This window comes from Leptospira borgpetersenii serovar Javanica, from assembly GCF_003046425.1.
Classification (GTDB): Bacteria; Spirochaetota; Leptospiria; order Leptospirales; family Leptospiraceae; genus Leptospira; species Leptospira borgpetersenii.
Genome location: NZ_QAJG01000004.1, coordinates 21,158 through 36,773, shown reverse-complemented (window position 1 = coordinate 36,773; position 15,616 = coordinate 21,158). Strand labels below are relative to the sequence as shown.

The following is a 15,616-nucleotide window of genomic DNA, read 5'->3' as shown; positions in this document are numbered from 1 at the left end:
AAAGACCTTTTTCTATGCCTTGTAAAATGCAGGTTTTGAGAGAATCAAAAAAGTACAAGAAAAATTCTATTTTGGTCGGAATTTTGTGGGAACTCCTTTGAAGGAGCTTTCACAAATTATTTTCCCTGAGATAGAACTTATGGGTTTTCGAGCAGTTTTTTCGTTATTCAATTTTTATAGAAGTTCCTACATCCTATCGAAAACGGAAAAATTCCGACATTTAAGAACCAAGAACCGGCATTTCTGCAAGACCTTGGCGAACCGTCAGCAGGGGAGAATAATCCAAATCTTTTTTGGCATTATCGATTTTGATTGTACAATCTCGAGACATGATACTCGCGCTAAAGCGAGTTAGAGGAGGTTCGTTTTTGATTCTAAAAAGTTTCCAAACTCTTTCTAAAATTCTCGCTAAAAAACGAGCAAGCCAACCCGGGATGGAACGATTCGGAGCTACCACTTTCTGAGTTTCGAGAAGAGATTCAAGAAAATTACGAAAATTGAATACTTCATCGTCGGTGACAAAATAAGCCTTACCGCCTTGGCCTTTTGTAAGGGCGAGTTCAATTGAATGAATTAGATTGTAAATGTGAGTCGTACTAGTAAGGGCCCTGCCGCCGTCGATCCAAGAAAAATTCCCATCTGAGATCATCTTTAAAAGAACTGGGAGAACCGTTTTATCACCGGGCCCCCAAATCAAACGAGGACGGATGGAAATAGTTTGCATTTCAGAGGAATTCGCCTTTAATACGAGTTTCTCCGCTTCGGCTTTGGTCTTTGAATAAGGAAAGGGAGAATTTTTCGGATAAGGATACGATTCGTCAATGTCGATCATCGGTTGTCCGTAAAAGAGAGCGGCTTCGGTTCCGATAAAGATGAATCGTTTGACTCCTGCTTTGCGAGACGCCTCCAGAAGTTGAGCGGTTCCGTCCACGTTGACCTTCCAAAAATCCTGAAGCGATCCCCATTGTTCCACATAAGCAGCACTGTGAATGACGACGTCGATTCCTTTCAAAAAATTTGAATCCACGGAATTGAGTTCACAGCGAACAGGTTTTCCTCCTACCATGGAAATGACGGCGTCTGCTTTTTCCGACCGGGACATTGCTTTAACAATATGTTTTTTAGATAAAATTCGAGTCGCCGCTTCTCCTACAAAGCCGGAAGCTCCTGTGATAAAAAGATTCATTCTTCGCTCCCTAGAAATGGATGGATCTACTGATTTTATTGGAAAATAAAAGTGGTCAATTACATTCTCTTAAGTTAGAATGTTCAAAATATTTTCCAGTTGTTTGCTAACAATTTCCAAGGGTTCTATGCTACGGTGAGCACGACATAATACCAAAGCCCCTTCTATCACTGCCAAAAGAAGAATCGAGACGGGTTTCACCTGATCTTCTTTCATTTCTGATCTTTGCAAAAAAGTGCCCAATAAATTTTGCCATTTGAGATATATGCTCGAACAAACTTTTTGGATTCGATCGCTTTCGGCTGCGATTTCCAAAACCACAGTTGCAATGGGACAACCTTTTTGGAAGTCGGAGTCGATTAGCTCCTGAGAAAGGTGACTCGTAATTTCTTGCAAAGCCCTATAAAGATCGGGATGATTTTCAATGGTAGTTTCGATTTGTTTTTCGAGACGTTCTCCCGCGCTTCGAATTGCAGCTGCGGTTAATTCTTCCTTTCCATCGGGAAAATAATGATAAAGCGAACCGCTCGGAGTTCCACTTAATTTAAGAATGTCCTTCAATCCGGTTCCGTAATAACCTTTCTCTTGCAAAAGTTGCGCTGTGGTCTGTATCAATCGTTCTCTGGAGCTGAGTCGTTCCATATCTTCCCAGGATGAAACCGTGTTGTTTTTCCTGTCAAGGGAGTTGAGAATGAATTATAATAGATTCGCGGGATAAAAATGGGATCCGAGGTCGAAAAATTAGGTCGAATTGATACTCAAAGTTCGCTTTAGAACTTTTGTTTTTTGTTAAATTCTGAAGAGGTTTTTCTTGCTTTCCACCATATCGATACAAAACCCGATCTTCTCTTGGATGATGATGGCCGCGATTATTATTTTCGGATCGGTCGGATTCTCCAGAATGGGTGTCTCTCAAATGCCCGACGTTGACTTTCCGGTAGTCAACGTTTCGCTCACACTCGTCGGTGCAAATGCCCAAGTTATGGAAACCGACGTAGTCGATCCGATTGAAGAAGCCCTAATGGCTGTCGAAGGAGTTACCGAGGTCCGTTCAATTTCTTCGGACGGTTCCGCAACTATAACCGTAGAGTTGGAACTCAGTCGGAACGTGGATGTTGCCGTTCAAGAGATTCAAACAAAACTGGCTCAGGTTTCCAATAAACTTCCGGAAGAATTGGACCCGGCGGTGATTACGAAATCCAATCCGGACGACGTTCCAATCATCTGGGTTTCCGTAACTGCGGTCGATAAGACCGAAAAGGAAAAGATGCTTTTTGTAAAGGATTTTCTGAAAGATAAGTTTCAGGAAATTTCGGGAGTGGGTGAAATCATTCTCGGAGGTTACGTCGATCGGACGATCAATGTCTATTTGGATCCACTCAGACTTTCCAAAAACGAAATCGCCGTAGATGATATTGTCAATACATTGAAGGAACAGAACTTGGAAGTTCCTTCGGGAAGATTGGAAAACAGGACGAATGAAATCAGTCTTCGAGCGGTGGGGGAGGTTCCCACTGCGGAACAATTTGGAAACATATTTTTAAATTCAAGAAGTGGTTCTCCTCTTTTTAGATCGATTCGACTTAAAGATATCGCAACCGTCGAAGACGGATTAGGTGAGATCAGAAGAATTTCCCGATTTAACGGAGTTTCCGCCGTTGCGATCGGAATCAAAAAACTCAAAGGAGCTAACGCGGTTCAAGTCGGAGATCTTGTCAAAGCCAAGGTCCAAGAATTAAAACCGAAACTTCCGAAAGGTTACGACCTTACGGTTTCGAACGATAACACGGGTTATATCCGAGACAGCGTAAACGAGCTTGAATTCACTCTGATCTTTTCCGCAATTCTCACCGGCTTTGTGTGTAGGTTGTTTTTGGGGAATTGGAAGAGTACCGGAAATGTTCTTCTAGCAATTCCGACTTCGGTGATCGGAACGTTTTTATTTTTGTATTTTGCGGGTTTTACGGTCAACACCTTTACGATGTTAGGTTTATCTCTTGCGACTGGGATTGTCGTAGATGACGCCATCATGGTTCTGGAAAATATTACGAGACATCATGAGATGGGAAAATCCTGGTTTAAAGCCGCATTGGAAGGAGCTTTGGAAATTCGATTTGCGGCTTTAGCGGCTACGTTAGCCGTAGTTGCGATTTTTCTTCCGGTAGCCTTTATGAAAGGAATCATCGGAAGATACTTTTTGGAGTTCGGAGTTACCATTTCCGTCGCCGTTTTACTGTCGTTATTTGAGGCGCTGAGTTTTACGCCGATGCGTTCTTCTTTGTACAGCGAAGACAAAAAGGACAATAAGAAAAAACCCTATCTTTCCTCGGTGTTTTCAGCCGATGTGCTTGAATCTTGGAATCGTTGGATTTCGAGAATTTCCGTTTTTAAAAGGATGGACCCGATAATCGAACGATTTCTCGATTACAGCACGAACTTATACGCTCGTTCGATCGATTTCGTATTAAAATATCCTAAATCGATATTATACGGAACCACTGCCTTGTTTCTCGTATCGCTCGGGTTTTTCTTTCTCTTAAAGAAAGAATTTATTCCTCCGCAGGACATGGGGCGTTTTATAGTACGCGCGCGTTTACCTTTGGGTTCTTCTCTACAAAGAACGGACGAAGCGATGAAGAAGGTGGAACAATATCTTATCCAAAGAAAGGAAATCGAAAAGTATATTTCCAACGTGGGAGGGTTCGGAGGAACCGAAGCGAACACGGGGATGTTTTTTATCACGATGAAGGAGATGGGACACAGACCGAAAAATCCTAAGACCGGAAGGGAAATCACGCAGGCGGCTCTTTTCGGAATTTTACGAAAGGATTTAAAGGAACTCGTGCCCGAGGCGACGTTTTCTATGCAGGATCTCTCCCAGAGGGGATTCTCCGCAGGGAGAGGTTATCCCGTTGAACTCGTGTTAACTGGTCCTGATTGGAAAACATTATCCGCTCTTTCGATTCGGATCTTGGATAAACTCAAGGAAAGTAAGGTCGTTTTGGACGTGGATACTGATTACGTCGCCGGACAAAAGGAACTCAGACTGATTACCGATCGAGAAGCCGCAGCACTCAGAGGAGTGAGTATGGCGAACGTTGGAAACACGGTCGGAACATTAATGGGCGGAAAGAACGTTAGTCGTTTTACGGAAAACGGAAGAAGTTACGACGTAAGAGTAAAAATACGAAAGGATCAGGGAGAAACGATAGCGATCATTCCGGACATTGGTGTTCGAAATACTTTCGGTGAATTCGTCAAACTCAAAGAAGTTGTGAGCATTCAAGAAAAGGAAGCGCTTAAAACGATCACTCGGATCAATCGGGAAAGAGCGATCCGAGTTTTTGGAAATCCGGCTCCCGCTTTAGGGCAGACCGTATCAACGGAGAGAGCGCTTGAGATTGCCAGAGAAATTCTTCCAGACGGTTATTCCGTTTCAATTACTGGTTCGGCTAAAACCGCTAAGGAATCCGGCGAAAGCCTTACACTTGCTTTGACGTTCGGAATTCTTCTTTCTTATATGATTCTTGCTAGTCAGTTCAACAGTTTAAAACAACCGCTTTATATTCTTCTTGCAATGCCTTTTAGTTTTACGGGAGCGTTAGTCTCTCTTTATCTGTTTGGCCAGTCGTTCAATATGTACAGCTTTATCGGGCTCATTCTCCTTTTGGGTTTGGTAAAAAAGAATTCGATTCTTCTTGTGGAGTTTGTAAATCACGTTCGGTCGACCGGAAAAAATGTTCGAGAATCCGTCAAGGAGGGCTGTCCGATCCGTTTGAGACCGGTGCTTATGACTTCCTTCAGCTCGATTGCGGCTGCGATTCCTCCCGCCTTGGCTCTCGGCCCGGGGGCGGAAACGAGAATCCCAATGGCGGTGACGATTTTGGGAGGAATGACTCTTTCCACCTTAATTACACTTTTGGTCGTTCCCGCGGCATATTATCTTGGAGAAAAGGAAAAACGATGAGTTTTTTCAAACGATCGCAATCGCAGCACGGATCTGTAGGGAACTCCTACATTCAGAAGGCTGAAGACAGTGTCGCGGCAACGCCGCTTCCACAGAAGACAATTTTGGGACAAGTTCTGATAGGCGCCAAAGTTAAATAGATGTCTTTCCATAGACTGATATCTGTAAAATGATATTGCAAGAAGCGACGGAATAGAAACTAAAAATAGGATTCTTTGTAATTTAGATTTTGGATTTTAGACAAATCGTAGAAACAAATGATGAATCGAAAAAATATTATAAAAATAGAATTTGTAAATCCGTCTTCACCGCAAGTCAAAAGGCAGATTCTATTGTGTCGGAGTATATGGTCAAGGCTCGATTTTAAAAACACATTCAAAAAAATGAATTTATTTTTTCTTTCTTTTGCGACTTTGGCGTTTGGCTTCGGTTGCATCGATGATTCGAAGATCCGAACGGGCGATGGAGTCGTCGAATCCGGTCTAGAAAAAGTCACCGGAGTTACTACCGAAAAAATTCGGAATATTTCTCCCGAGCAAGAGTTGAGCATCGACGAACTTTACTCATACGCGGTGGAAAGAACGGAAAGAATTGCACTTAAGGAAGAAGCGATTCAGCAAGCCGATTCTCAAAAGGCGGCGGCGTTCGCTTCCTTCTTTCCGTCTTTGTCTTTGGTTTATAATAAATTTTATAGGATTCCCGGACCGAATTCTCACTTTAACCCGTTTTATACGGAACCGAATCCTCTTACGGGAGGATCTTCTACGAGTAGTCTGCCTCCGACCGTCGGTCCCGGAACGAGATTACTTTTGAGTATCCCCATCCTAAATGGAGTAAACCAATATACGACTTATAAAGCCGCAGGCGCTCTCACCAACGTGAGAATGAACGAAGCTAAATACGAGTCAGGACGCCTCTATCTGGAAATTGCACAAGCATATTATAATGTTCTACAGTTAAAAGAGGTCATTTTGTTGGAGGAGAAGAAAATAGATCTTGTTCGTAAAATGATTTTGGAAAGACGAAGGCTTTTTTCTTTAGGAAAAATCACCAGAGCCGACTTGAGCGGGGCCGAAGCGGACTTTTCCAGATCCGAAGCGAATCTCGAGGATTTTAAATACCAATTAAAACAGGCCGAAATGGCCTTGGAGAGTCTCGTAGGAGTGGGAGAAGGGGGACTTCGATTGTCGATTCCTAAGGGAGTGATTTCCATTCCTCAAAACCTATTGCCCGAAGAAAAGATAGCAAAACGATACGATGTGATTGCGGCAAAAGAAAATCTTAAGATGGCGGAGCTCAATCTGAAAAAGGCTTGGGGCGGACATTTACCTTCCGTAACGTTAAACAACTATTATACGATCCCCGAACATAATACGACGCCGAACAAGGATATAACGATGCAGCTATCGATTAACGTTCCTTTGTTGTCCGCCGGAACGATCACGGCGGGAGTCAAACAAGCGGAATCAGCCGTTAGACAGGCGGAATTACAATTATCGCAAGCAAAACGGATCGCAACGGATGAAATTCGAAAAGCATACGAAAGTTCCCGGAATTCTGCTCGATTATTGTCCTTATATTTAAAAGCTCTTAATTCCGTAGAATCCAATCTGAGTAGTCAAAGAAGGGGTTTTAGTTTCAAAACAGTTTCCCGCCTCGAACTTCTTACATCGGAAATTTCTTTTCTGGATTCTGAAATCGCGTATAGAAAGGTGTTTTATCAACATTCTTTGAATACGATTTGGTATTCCGTTGCAACTGGGGAACTACCAAAATTAAAAAAATTGAAAGAAGAAGATAAGGTTAAGGATTAGTTTTCTTTGTGTGCTTGACATATCTTCGAGATGGTTTTAACTATTGGGCATAGTTGAGAGGTACGAAATCTCATGATTATCAGTAATTATTTTCAGGATAACGAGGATCTTAAACTCGTTTTCGACGAGTTGATCGATTGGGAAAAGATTATTCACGCTTACGAACATGCTTTCGAAGATGCGGAAGAATATAAAAAGACCGGTAATGAAAGATTGGCTTATGCTCCTTCAAATGTGGAGGAGGCTAAAGAATACTATAAATCCGTATTGGAATCTTTAGGTGAAATTATGGGGGAATTTGTGGCTCCCCGAAGTAAGGAAATGGATCAAATCGGGCTCAAGTATGCGAATGGAAAGGTAACGTTTCCGACGGCTCAGGAAGAATGTTACAATACTCTCCGAGACGCAGGACTCATGCCGATTTCGATCAGCAGGAAATACGGCGGAATGGGACTACCTGCAACTGTTCAGTCTTTGATGATGGAAATTGCGGCGAGGGCTGATGCGGCGTTTTGTCTTGCATACGGAAATATAAACATTGTGGAGATTATGGAAAGATACGCTTCTTCCGAAATGTGCGAGAAATGGCTTCCTGAAATTTCCGCAGGAAAATACAGTGCGGCAATGGCGCTTACCGAACCGAACTACGGATCGGATCTCCCGAACGTTCAAACAAGAGCGACTCAAGATACGAATGGAGTCTGGAGAGTGAATGGAGCAAAACGTTTTATCACACACGCCTGCGGTTACATCGATGCACCTTCCGTAATTCTTACGTTGGCGAGAACCGGATCACCTGAAAGCGGCGCGAGAGGATTATCTTTCTTTCTCGTAAAAGGGAACGATGTTCATATCGCCGGAGTAGAACATAAGATGGGGCTTCATTGTTCTCCGACTTGTGAAGTTGTTTTCGATAATTCTCCCGGAGAATTGATTGGAAAAACCGGATACGGTCTTGTGAAGTATTCTATGGGAATGATGAACGCTGCGAGACTTACGATTGCGACTCAATCTTTAGGGATTGCGACTGCCGCTTATTACGAAGGAAAAAAGTACGCTTCGGAAAGAATTCAATTCGGCAAACCGATCGAACAAATTCCTGCGGTCAGAAAAATTTTGGATCGTATGGAAAGAGAAATTTTAGCTACCAGAGTTCTTATCGTTGAAACCGGAAAGGCGATTGATCTTTACCATTGGCCGAAAGAGCACCTTATCAAAGCCGAAGGCAAATCTGAAAGAGATGTGAGTCAGGACGAAACGATTCGTCGTTGGGAAAAACTTGCGGATTTATTCACACCGCTTAGTAAGTATTACGCATCCGAAGGGTGTGTGGCAATTGCATCGGACGCGTTGCAGATTCACGGAGGAAGTGGTTACACCGAAGACTACGACGTAGCTCGAATCTATAGAGATAGTAGAATCACTACGATTTACGAAGGAACAACCCAATTGCAGATCGTGGCTGCGATCGGCGGCGTAGTATCGGGGATGTCTCCAACCGGACAACTCAGACAATACGCGGAGGAGGAACTTTCTAAATTCTCCCCTTCCGAAGATCTCAAAAAAGTTTGGAGCGACCTCAATACGAGTGTAGGACTTTATAAATCGATTCATGACGGAAATGTGAAAGATTCTTTGGCATTTGAGGTGGTGGAAATCGCCGCTCGTTTTCTTTGTGGAATGCTTCTGGAAAGGTCACTCAAGGTATTGAGCGGAAAGGAACTTCAAAAACGAAAAGCGGTCACGCAAGCCTACCATTTGGATAGCGTCGCAACTGCAAGTGCCAATTTGATCAAGTTGGAAAGGGCTTCCAAACAAGCCGTTCTTGCTTAATTCAAGTTAGACGTTTCGGAGGACGGGCGGAAAATCCGTTCTTCGGAAACGATTTGATTTCCGTCGAAAATTTTTCGGTCTTCGTTTTCCATTCAAATCTTTTAAACAGGAAACACAAAGACAATCGCCGTAATTTGTTTGGAGTTGTTTTACGATTTCGGGAGGTAAGTTCACCGAGAAACATTCGCAGGAATTTACCGTTGCCCCGCAATCAAAGATTTTTCCGCAACGCTGACAGGTCTTTTGAACGATTCCGGATTTTAAAGTTTTTGCCTCAGACATACATTCAGAAATTTAAATGGATTCTATAACCAATAAAAGAGATGATATTTGTCAAACAATTTTGCGGTCTCCTGCAAGTCTTGAATGGAAGCTTCTCTAATTTGTATTTTCGATTTTCTGAATAGAACTATTTTTAAAAGTCTTTGCCGTACTTTTATCCACAAGTTAAAAAGAATACTGCGATAAATAATGTGAATTCGATATAAGAAAGTTCAATCGAGTGTTCGCAAATTTTATAGCAAAAATGACTCGCGAGCTGAAACTAAAGTGCTGCTTTCTACGGATCGCAACATAATATCACTTTGGCATTTGTTATGCCGAACTCACGTTGAATAAGGATCCCAGCGCACGTTTTTTCAAGTGTTCCGACAAGAATGAGGCTTTTTACTTGCAAAAAGTATTTCTGATAAAGAAAACCTTCCGAGGTTCCCGTTCTATTCGAAAAATTTTTTAAAACGACAGTGAGCCGAAACGAACGCGCGCAAAATTTCTTATGCGCACATTAGGAAGAATTCTTTTATGCGTTTCTTTGAATGCGAATCGCTCCGATCAAAAGAAGAATGATCGAAGTGAACATTCCTAAGATTCCTGGAAGTCCTACCGGAGGAAAGTTTGCAGGTGCGCCCGCGGCTCCTTTTAACGCGAGTCCGGCAGGTAATAGAAGTCCGCAGACAGCTGCCCAAGAAGCGATCAGTTTTGAACGATTCGAAAGTGCGACCTTATCGATCCAAAGGCCTACGATCATATTGTACATCGCAATCGGCATTTCATGGGAATGCCCTTCTCTCAGATAAAAACGCACGATACTCAGAATGTATTGTCCATCTTTGACAACGTTCGTGTCGAACGTGGCTCCGAGCGCAAATCCTCCCATCGCGGCGAGTAACATTGCAGTGAAGCCCGCTATCACATTGATTTTTCCATAATGGATCATAACTTTTCTCCCAGTTCATTTTTTTATATCAATGCATTGAAGGTAGGTTCATACCTTTTCCGGTTTCGAGATATGTTTTCAAGTTGCTGAGATGTCTAGGCCATCCTTGTGAAACTCCGAAAAAAGTAGTCGTTTTACCGTCAATTTTACCGAATCCGGTCCGGAAGGTTCGAGTTCGTAAGTCATTTTTGCAAATAAAATCAGAAGGATCGTAATAAATAGAGTTGTTGAAAAATTCCATAATTCAGATTAACAAAACTGCTTTAATCGATCGTTTTCATGAAACGGAAACAGATGAAGAATTAATTTTTCAACAACTCTAATGTATAACGGATCGTTTTCGCTTCGACTTTTTGTGCCGCCTTGACTCCGACGAAGGATCGCATGTAGGTTCCAATAAAGAGAGAAATCGAAAACAAGAAACCCACATAACCGATTTGAAACGCACTCGAATACGGAAGTGCTGGTGTTTCGAGTATATAGCCGATACAAACGCTGACCGCCAAAAAAGGAACGACTCCCATGAAAATAAATGCGCCTTTTTTAATATTCAATTTTAATAAATTGAAATGAGGACGAGCCTAAACCGGAAAAAGAAGTGATCGCTTCGACAAAAACTCCGAGTAAGAGCAAAACGCGGCCGGAAAGTATTTTGTCCTCCGTGTTTTTTCCTTTTTATCCAAATATAATTTCAGTAAGAATAGAAGTAAAAGCGCGTTAAATGAACTCAGGTAAAATGCTTCCCGAGCTAAAACCGCATCTCTTCCTATTTTAATTTAAAATGGGCTGGTCAAAACTCTACGGAGAATTTTGTGAGTTTCCGGATGTGTTATCACCTGATAATGGGAAGTCTCGAGCAGACAATTAACCCGGGATTCAGGATCGGATTTTTTTCGATATACCCTGTCGCTTAACAAAGTAAGACTCGGCTTTTCAACGATTCCGTCGCCGATCCATGAGGACCATTTGGATTCTTCTTTTGTTACTAAACTGTATATCTGAGTCGCATTCACTTCGTCCAACTCTTTGAAATACAAATCGTTCACGTACCTCTTGATTTGATCATTTTGGATCCAATCCTCTTCTCGAATAATTCCGTGAGAAAGATCTTTGATTGCATCACTTCTTTGATTTCCGATAAAACCTAGGATATTAATCGGAAGAATCGGTAACGACTCCGCTCCAAGCCCGAGCCAAAAGCCGATTTTTTCGATATATGATCCTCCGTCAGGAGAATTGATCACGAGCGCATGGCGAATCCTGTCTGAAAAGGGTGAATTTTTTTGTTTAGCTTGATACAAGGCGCTTCTGAAAATCAAACCGCCCTGACTGTAAGATATAACGTCTAACGTTCCTCCTTTTATTTCGGGGGAATTCAAAAGCGCCTCGATAAGATTTAACATGAGTTTTGCGTTCGTGGAAAGATGAATCCCTGGATTGAAACGAAGATAGATCGGGTAATAACCGCATTCTTTCATCGTATCGGAAAGAGGGAGTTCCCCTTTTGCGTTCCAAAGTCCTTCGTCGCAAAAAAGTCCGGGAATACAAAGGATCAAACGCGGGAGTTTCGACTTTTTCCAATCCATTAGGATTTCTTGAATTTCCACGTCCTTTCCCTCAAGCCGAAAAGATGCCTGAATATGGGAAGTGGTCACGAGTCCCGCGAAGGATTCTCCTACTATACTGGAAACGGGAATGTTTTCGAAAAAAATTCGTTTAACGACTAGGTCCGCTTTTTCAAGAGCGTCTAACGTTTCATGCATCGCTTTTGCCGTGGAACTTAAAGCCCGTGTCAGTCCTTGTTCCGTTTTTTCACTTGCGTTTTTGAGAGATTCCCCGGATTTGGAAAAAAATTCCGAAAGACTCGTATTCTGAACCAAAGGAATTCCGGAAAGTTGAGACAACTGTTTGGATGACCAATCGAAGGATTGGGTAAGTATCGAACGAACGCTTTCTAAAGTCCCTACCGAAGTATCTTTTGCGAACTGAACTAGAGATTTACTCAAATCCAAACCCGGTTGTGTGGGTTTATAAGGCATGCTGAAACGACTCCTTTTATTGCCTGCGAAGTATAACTCGGAAATCTTTTAGGGTCAACGGATAAAATTCGATTCGTCCGTTTTCGATAGGATCGAAGAGGCTTGATCTTGTGATTCTTTTTGTTTCTATGGTGACATGCGTCTTCTGCTCATTCAACCGCCGGTGCAGGATTTTTACGATACCGATATTCGATTGCAACCGATCGGGCTTTGTTATCTCAAAGGAGCTGTGCAAAAATTTTTGCCAAACATAGAAGTCATCATCCGCGATTTTCATAGAGGGATGGGAGACAAACTTGCTGGAAGAAGAACGGTTCCGATTCCGAGCGAGCTCAAATACTTAAAGGAATACTATCCGGTTCCTGATAAAAGTCCATTCTCCACGTTTTTTGAATACTTTCATTTCGGAGCGCCTTACGAAGATATAGCAAACGAAGTAAAATCTCTGGCCCCCGATCTTGTGGGCATTTCCTCTTTGTTTTCTCCTTATTACAGAGAGGCTTTGAAAACGGCGGAAACCGTAAAAAAAGTATTAGACGTTCCCGTTTTAATGGGAGGCTCTCATGTATCCGCTTGTCCGGAACTCATACTCTCGAATCCGAATGTGGATTTTATCATTCGAGGAGAAGGTGAGAAACCGATCTGCGATTTTTTGACGGAATTTCAAACACGTAAACGTTATGCGATCGTTGATTCTCTCGGATGGAAAGAAAATGGAAGTCTTCGTTTAAATCCGATCGGAGATAATTTTCCGATTCAAGAACTTCCGGCTCCCGACGTATCTTCCTTATCGAAGGAACACTATCTTTTCGAAGGAAAGCCGATGCGTTTTGTTATCACCTCGAGAAGTTGTCCTCATCGTTGCAGTTTTTGTTCAGTTCACACTACCTTCGGAACTAAGTATAGAAGAAATACGGTTGCGAATGTGTTAAGCGAAATCAAAGAATCTTATGAACTTGGTTATCGGGTATTCGATTTTGAGGACGACAATTTGACTTTCTTCCGTCCCGAAATGAAAAAACTCTGTGAAGAATTGATCCAAGCCTTTCCTAAAAAAGACGTTCGATTTGTCGCAATGAACGGAATCTCTTATATCAGTTTGGATAGTGAGCTTCTTCGTTTGATGAGGGATGCGGGATTTACGAATCTGAACCTTGCTTTGGTTAGTTCCGATAAACTCGTCAGAGAAACAACGAAAAGACCGCATACGATCGAAAAATACCTTCAAATCGTTCGGGAGGGTTTCGAACTCGGGTTTCAAATCACTTCGTATCAAATCCTCGGACTTCCGATGGAAACTTTGGAGTCTATGATTCAAACGCTTCGATTTAACGCGGCCCAACCCGTTTTGATGGGCGCCTCGCTTTTTTATCTTACTCCGAATTCTCCGATTGCTTCGGATTTCCCGGAAAGAAGCGAATCCGACATTTTTCTTTCCAGATTAACTTCGATGGCGATTCTTTCCGAACATTTTGAAAGAGAGGATATTTACTCCCTTTTTATCGTTACTCGCATTCTGAATTTTCTGAAAGGTGTTTCCATTTCCGAAGGAAATATAGTTTCCTTAAATGAGGCTTTGAGAATATTAGAAAAATGCGGAATAAGATCCTTGGTCGGAGTGAGGCTTTTCGAAAAGTTACTCGATGAGAAAAAATTATACGCTTCCACAAGCCAGGATTGGATACTTTTGGAAAAATTCCGTTACGAAATTTTTGAAAAAGTTTTTTCCGGCTTAGACGGGATTTGTACCCTTTCCGGCGGAAAAATCGATCTGCAAGATTTAAATCAGTTTTTGCCTTTGTATAATACGAATTCCGAACTGAGTCCGAGTTCGTATTAAAACGGAGAGATTCAATTTGTTACTGATTGTTTTTCCTTTTTCGGAGCGTGTTATCAGGAATTTGTAAAACTGTTCAGAATCCGGTTTTAAAAAGAAATATAGCGTTGTTTTGGTTCGAATATTAATGAGTTAGTGGATCGGATCTCACTGGTATGATATGGAAAAAGGTTTCTGATTTTTGGAAACTAGGATAGAATTTTACTTAGGAAGAACCCGATCTTTAAACCGAAGCGGTTGACTTTGAGGCAAGTCAAGGTAAACCCGAAATTATAGAATGATGTAAACTAACTCATGAATTCACAATGGAAAACTCGAAACAAACCCTACAAAGTTTTTTCGGAAAAGGAAAAAACGAGAAAAATCATTCAGTGGATTCGATTTTGGGATGATCGAATTCGGAATCGATTTCCATACTTATCAAAATATCAGGATCAAATCGGCTTCGGTATCATGATCGGTTCCGCATCCGGTATGATTCTTTTCGCTGTACTTTATATAACGAATCTAATTCCTTTTTGGTTTTGTATTGTACTCAACACGATTTTTGCATCTTTTTTGCACGAGATAGAACACGATCTCATTCATAATCTTTACTACAAGGGAAGAGTAAAAGTTCAGAATTTTATGCTCTGGGTGGTTTGGCTTTTTAGAGCCAACACGGTTAATCCTTGGTTTCGAAGAGAAATTCACCTTCTACATCATAAACTGTCTGGAAATAAAGAGGACGTGGAAGAAAGGATGATCGGTAATGGAGTACCTTTCGGTTTAAAAAGAGTTTTAATCATGATTGACGGAAACTTGGCATTGATTTTACAGGGAAGGAAAGTTGCGAAAGACGCGTATCTTCAGCTTAGAAAAATCAAGGTGCCGAGAACCGTAGGACTGTATCGGGAAATTTTCTTTCTACTCTGGTATTCTTTTTTATCTATAAACGCATTCTATATTTTGAATGTGGTATTCGGAAATCCGATTTCGGAGCCTTCGTTTTTGGAAACGAACAGATCGATTTTGAACTCGGCCGCCGTCGTTTATCTGATCCCGAATTGGATTCGTCAAACTTCGCTCCAAGTCGTTTCTTCAAATATGCACTACTACGGAAACGTTCCGAATGTTTATCACCAAACCCAAGTTTTAAATTCTTGGCTGGTTTTTCCGTTCCATCTTTTTTGCTTTAATTTTGGAGCGACTCATGGAATCCATCACTTTGTCGTAAATCAACCGTTTTATCTTAGACAATGGGTCGCATTTTACGTCCTTTCCGCGATGAAACGTTATGGAATTCGGTTCAACGATTTTCGGAGTATGTGGAAATTAAATTCTGAATCTTTTTTGGAAGAAAACAAAATCGATTTTTCCAAAATGACAAATTTTCCGGTTTCCAACTCGAAATGATCGATGTTATTCATCGATGTTTGTGCCATCTCTGATTGCGGAAGTTTTGCAGAGCATTATATAATTTTTTTATGAGACTATTATAATCTTTATAATATCTTTGAGACAAGCTATAGTGACCCGACGATTATGATGCGGTATTTCTTAGGATTTTAAGACAAACTCCGAATTACTGATCCCATATTAAGTAGTACTTCAATTTCCGTTTATTACTCGAACGTATGAAAATGGTACCAAAAATGAATAGGCGATTTTGCAAAGATATTGAAATCCTCATAAATCGCTCGTCTTAGCTACGTTAAGAGTCTTCGAATAACTCAACCTCGCTC

At 41.6% G+C, this 15,616-nt stretch carries 11 protein-coding genes and 1 pseudogene; 5 read left to right on the top strand and 7 right to left on the bottom strand.

What is annotated here, in order from left to right; genetic code table 11:
• Nucleotides 1-220: 220 nt before the first annotated feature.
• The gene (locus tag CLV95_RS04065) at nucleotides 221-1,186 is read right to left on the bottom strand and encodes an NAD-dependent epimerase/dehydratase family protein (RefSeq protein WP_002732331.1); all 966 of its coding nucleotides are present in this window, start codon (nucleotides 1,184-1,186) and stop codon (nucleotides 221-223) included.
• 69 nt (nucleotides 1,187-1,255) lie between these two features.
• Nucleotides 1,256-1,828 carry a TetR/AcrR family transcriptional regulator gene (locus CLV95_RS04060; RefSeq protein WP_002729545.1) on the bottom strand — a complete coding sequence of 191 codons (573 nt, stop codon included), beginning with the start codon at nucleotides 1,826-1,828 and terminating at the stop codon, nucleotides 1,256-1,258.
• A 169-nt stretch (nucleotides 1,829-1,997) separates the two neighbouring features.
• Here CLV95_RS04060 and CLV95_RS04055 point away from each other — a divergent pair, with 169 nt between their 5' ends.
• From CLV95_RS04055 to CLV95_RS04045, 3 genes are all read left to right on the top strand, one after another.
• Complete coding sequence (locus CLV95_RS04055) at nucleotides 1,998-5,153, top strand: efflux RND transporter permease subunit (protein ID WP_002729580.1); 3,156 nt, start codon at nucleotides 1,998-2,000, stop codon at nucleotides 5,151-5,153.
• A gap of 260 nt (nucleotides 5,154-5,413) precedes the next feature.
• A complete protein-coding gene (locus tag CLV95_RS04050; RefSeq protein WP_002759443.1) occupies nucleotides 5,414-6,967 on the top strand; it encodes a TolC family protein in 1,554 nt (517 codons plus the stop codon).
• 72 nt (nucleotides 6,968-7,039) lie between these two features.
• A complete protein-coding gene (locus CLV95_RS04045; RefSeq protein WP_002759376.1) occupies nucleotides 7,040-8,800 on the top strand; it encodes an acyl-CoA dehydrogenase family protein in 1,761 nt (586 codons plus the stop codon).
• Between the two features lie 6 nt (nucleotides 8,801-8,806).
• Here CLV95_RS04045 and CLV95_RS04040 read toward each other — a convergent pair whose 3' ends face one another.
• From CLV95_RS04040 to CLV95_RS04015, 5 genes and pseudogenes are all read right to left on the bottom strand, one after another.
• Nucleotides 8,807-9,082, bottom strand: coding sequence for a cysteine-rich CWC family protein (locus tag CLV95_RS04040; protein WP_002724639.1), 276 nt, complete (start codon nucleotides 9,080-9,082; stop codon nucleotides 8,807-8,809).
• A gap of 517 nt (nucleotides 9,083-9,599) precedes the next feature.
• A complete protein-coding gene (locus CLV95_RS04030) occupies nucleotides 9,600-10,016 on the bottom strand; it encodes a hypothetical protein (RefSeq protein ID WP_002737402.1) in 417 nt (138 codons plus the stop codon).
• Nucleotides 10,017-10,044: 28 nt separating this feature from the next.
• Nucleotides 10,045-10,208: pseudogene (locus tag CLV95_RS19725) on the bottom strand (ArsR family transcriptional regulator); the annotation flags it as partial.
• A gap of 110 nt (nucleotides 10,209-10,318) precedes the next feature.
• A complete protein-coding gene (locus CLV95_RS04020; RefSeq protein WP_002724643.1) occupies nucleotides 10,319-10,540 on the bottom strand; it encodes a hypothetical protein in 222 nt (73 codons plus the stop codon).
• Nucleotides 10,541-10,792: 252 nt separating this feature from the next.
• Nucleotides 10,793-12,055: an esterase/lipase family protein gene (locus tag CLV95_RS04015; protein WP_002732499.1), complete on the bottom strand. Its 1,263-nt coding sequence runs from the start codon at nucleotides 12,053-12,055 to the stop codon at nucleotides 10,793-10,795.
• Nucleotides 12,056-12,191: 136 nt separating this feature from the next.
• On the opposite strand from CLV95_RS04015, the gene CLV95_RS04010 reads away from it, so the two are divergent.
• Nucleotides 12,192-13,895 carry a B12-binding domain-containing radical SAM protein gene (locus CLV95_RS04010; RefSeq protein WP_002732498.1) on the top strand — a complete coding sequence of 568 codons (1,704 nt, stop codon included), beginning with the start codon at nucleotides 12,192-12,194 and terminating at the stop codon, nucleotides 13,893-13,895.
• Nucleotides 13,896-14,186: 291 nt separating this feature from the next.
• Nucleotides 14,187-15,287, top strand: a complete 1,101-nt coding sequence (locus CLV95_RS04005) for a fatty acid desaturase (protein WP_002732616.1) — start codon at nucleotides 14,187-14,189, stop codon at nucleotides 15,285-15,287.
• Nucleotides 15,288-15,616 lie beyond the last annotated feature (329 nt).

Bases quoted from the DNA above. Each gene is read 5' to 3' on its own strand.
- CLV95_RS04065 (WP_002732331.1), bottom strand. From the start codon at position 1,186: ATGAATCTTTTTATCACAGGAGCTTCCGGCTTTGTAGGAGAAGCGGCG.
- CLV95_RS04060 (WP_002729545.1), bottom strand. From the start codon at position 1,828: ATGGAACGACTCAGCTCCAGAGAACGATTGATACAGACCACAGCGCAA.
- CLV95_RS04050 (WP_002759443.1), top strand. From the start codon at position 5,414: ATGAATCGAAAAAATATTATAAAAATAGAATTTGTAAATCCGTCTTCA.
- CLV95_RS04045 (WP_002759376.1), top strand. From the start codon at position 7,040: ATGATTATCAGTAATTATTTTCAGGATAACGAGGATCTTAAACTCGTT.
- CLV95_RS04040 (WP_002724639.1), bottom strand. From the start codon at position 9,082: ATGTCTGAGGCAAAAACTTTAAAATCCGGAATCGTTCAAAAGACCTGT.
- CLV95_RS04030 (WP_002737402.1), bottom strand. From the start codon at position 10,016: ATGATCCATTATGGAAAAATCAATGTGATAGCGGGCTTCACTGCAATG.
- CLV95_RS04020 (WP_002724643.1), bottom strand. From the start codon at position 10,540: ATGGGAGTCGTTCCTTTTTTGGCGGTCAGCGTTTGTATCGGCTATATA.
- CLV95_RS04015 (WP_002732499.1), bottom strand. From the start codon at position 12,055: ATGCCTTATAAACCCACACAACCGGGTTTGGATTTGAGTAAATCTCTA.
- CLV95_RS04010 (WP_002732498.1), top strand. From the start codon at position 12,192: ATGCGTCTTCTGCTCATTCAACCGCCGGTGCAGGATTTTTACGATACC.
- CLV95_RS04005 (WP_002732616.1), top strand. From the start codon at position 14,187: ATGAATTCACAATGGAAAACTCGAAACAAACCCTACAAAGTTTTTTCG.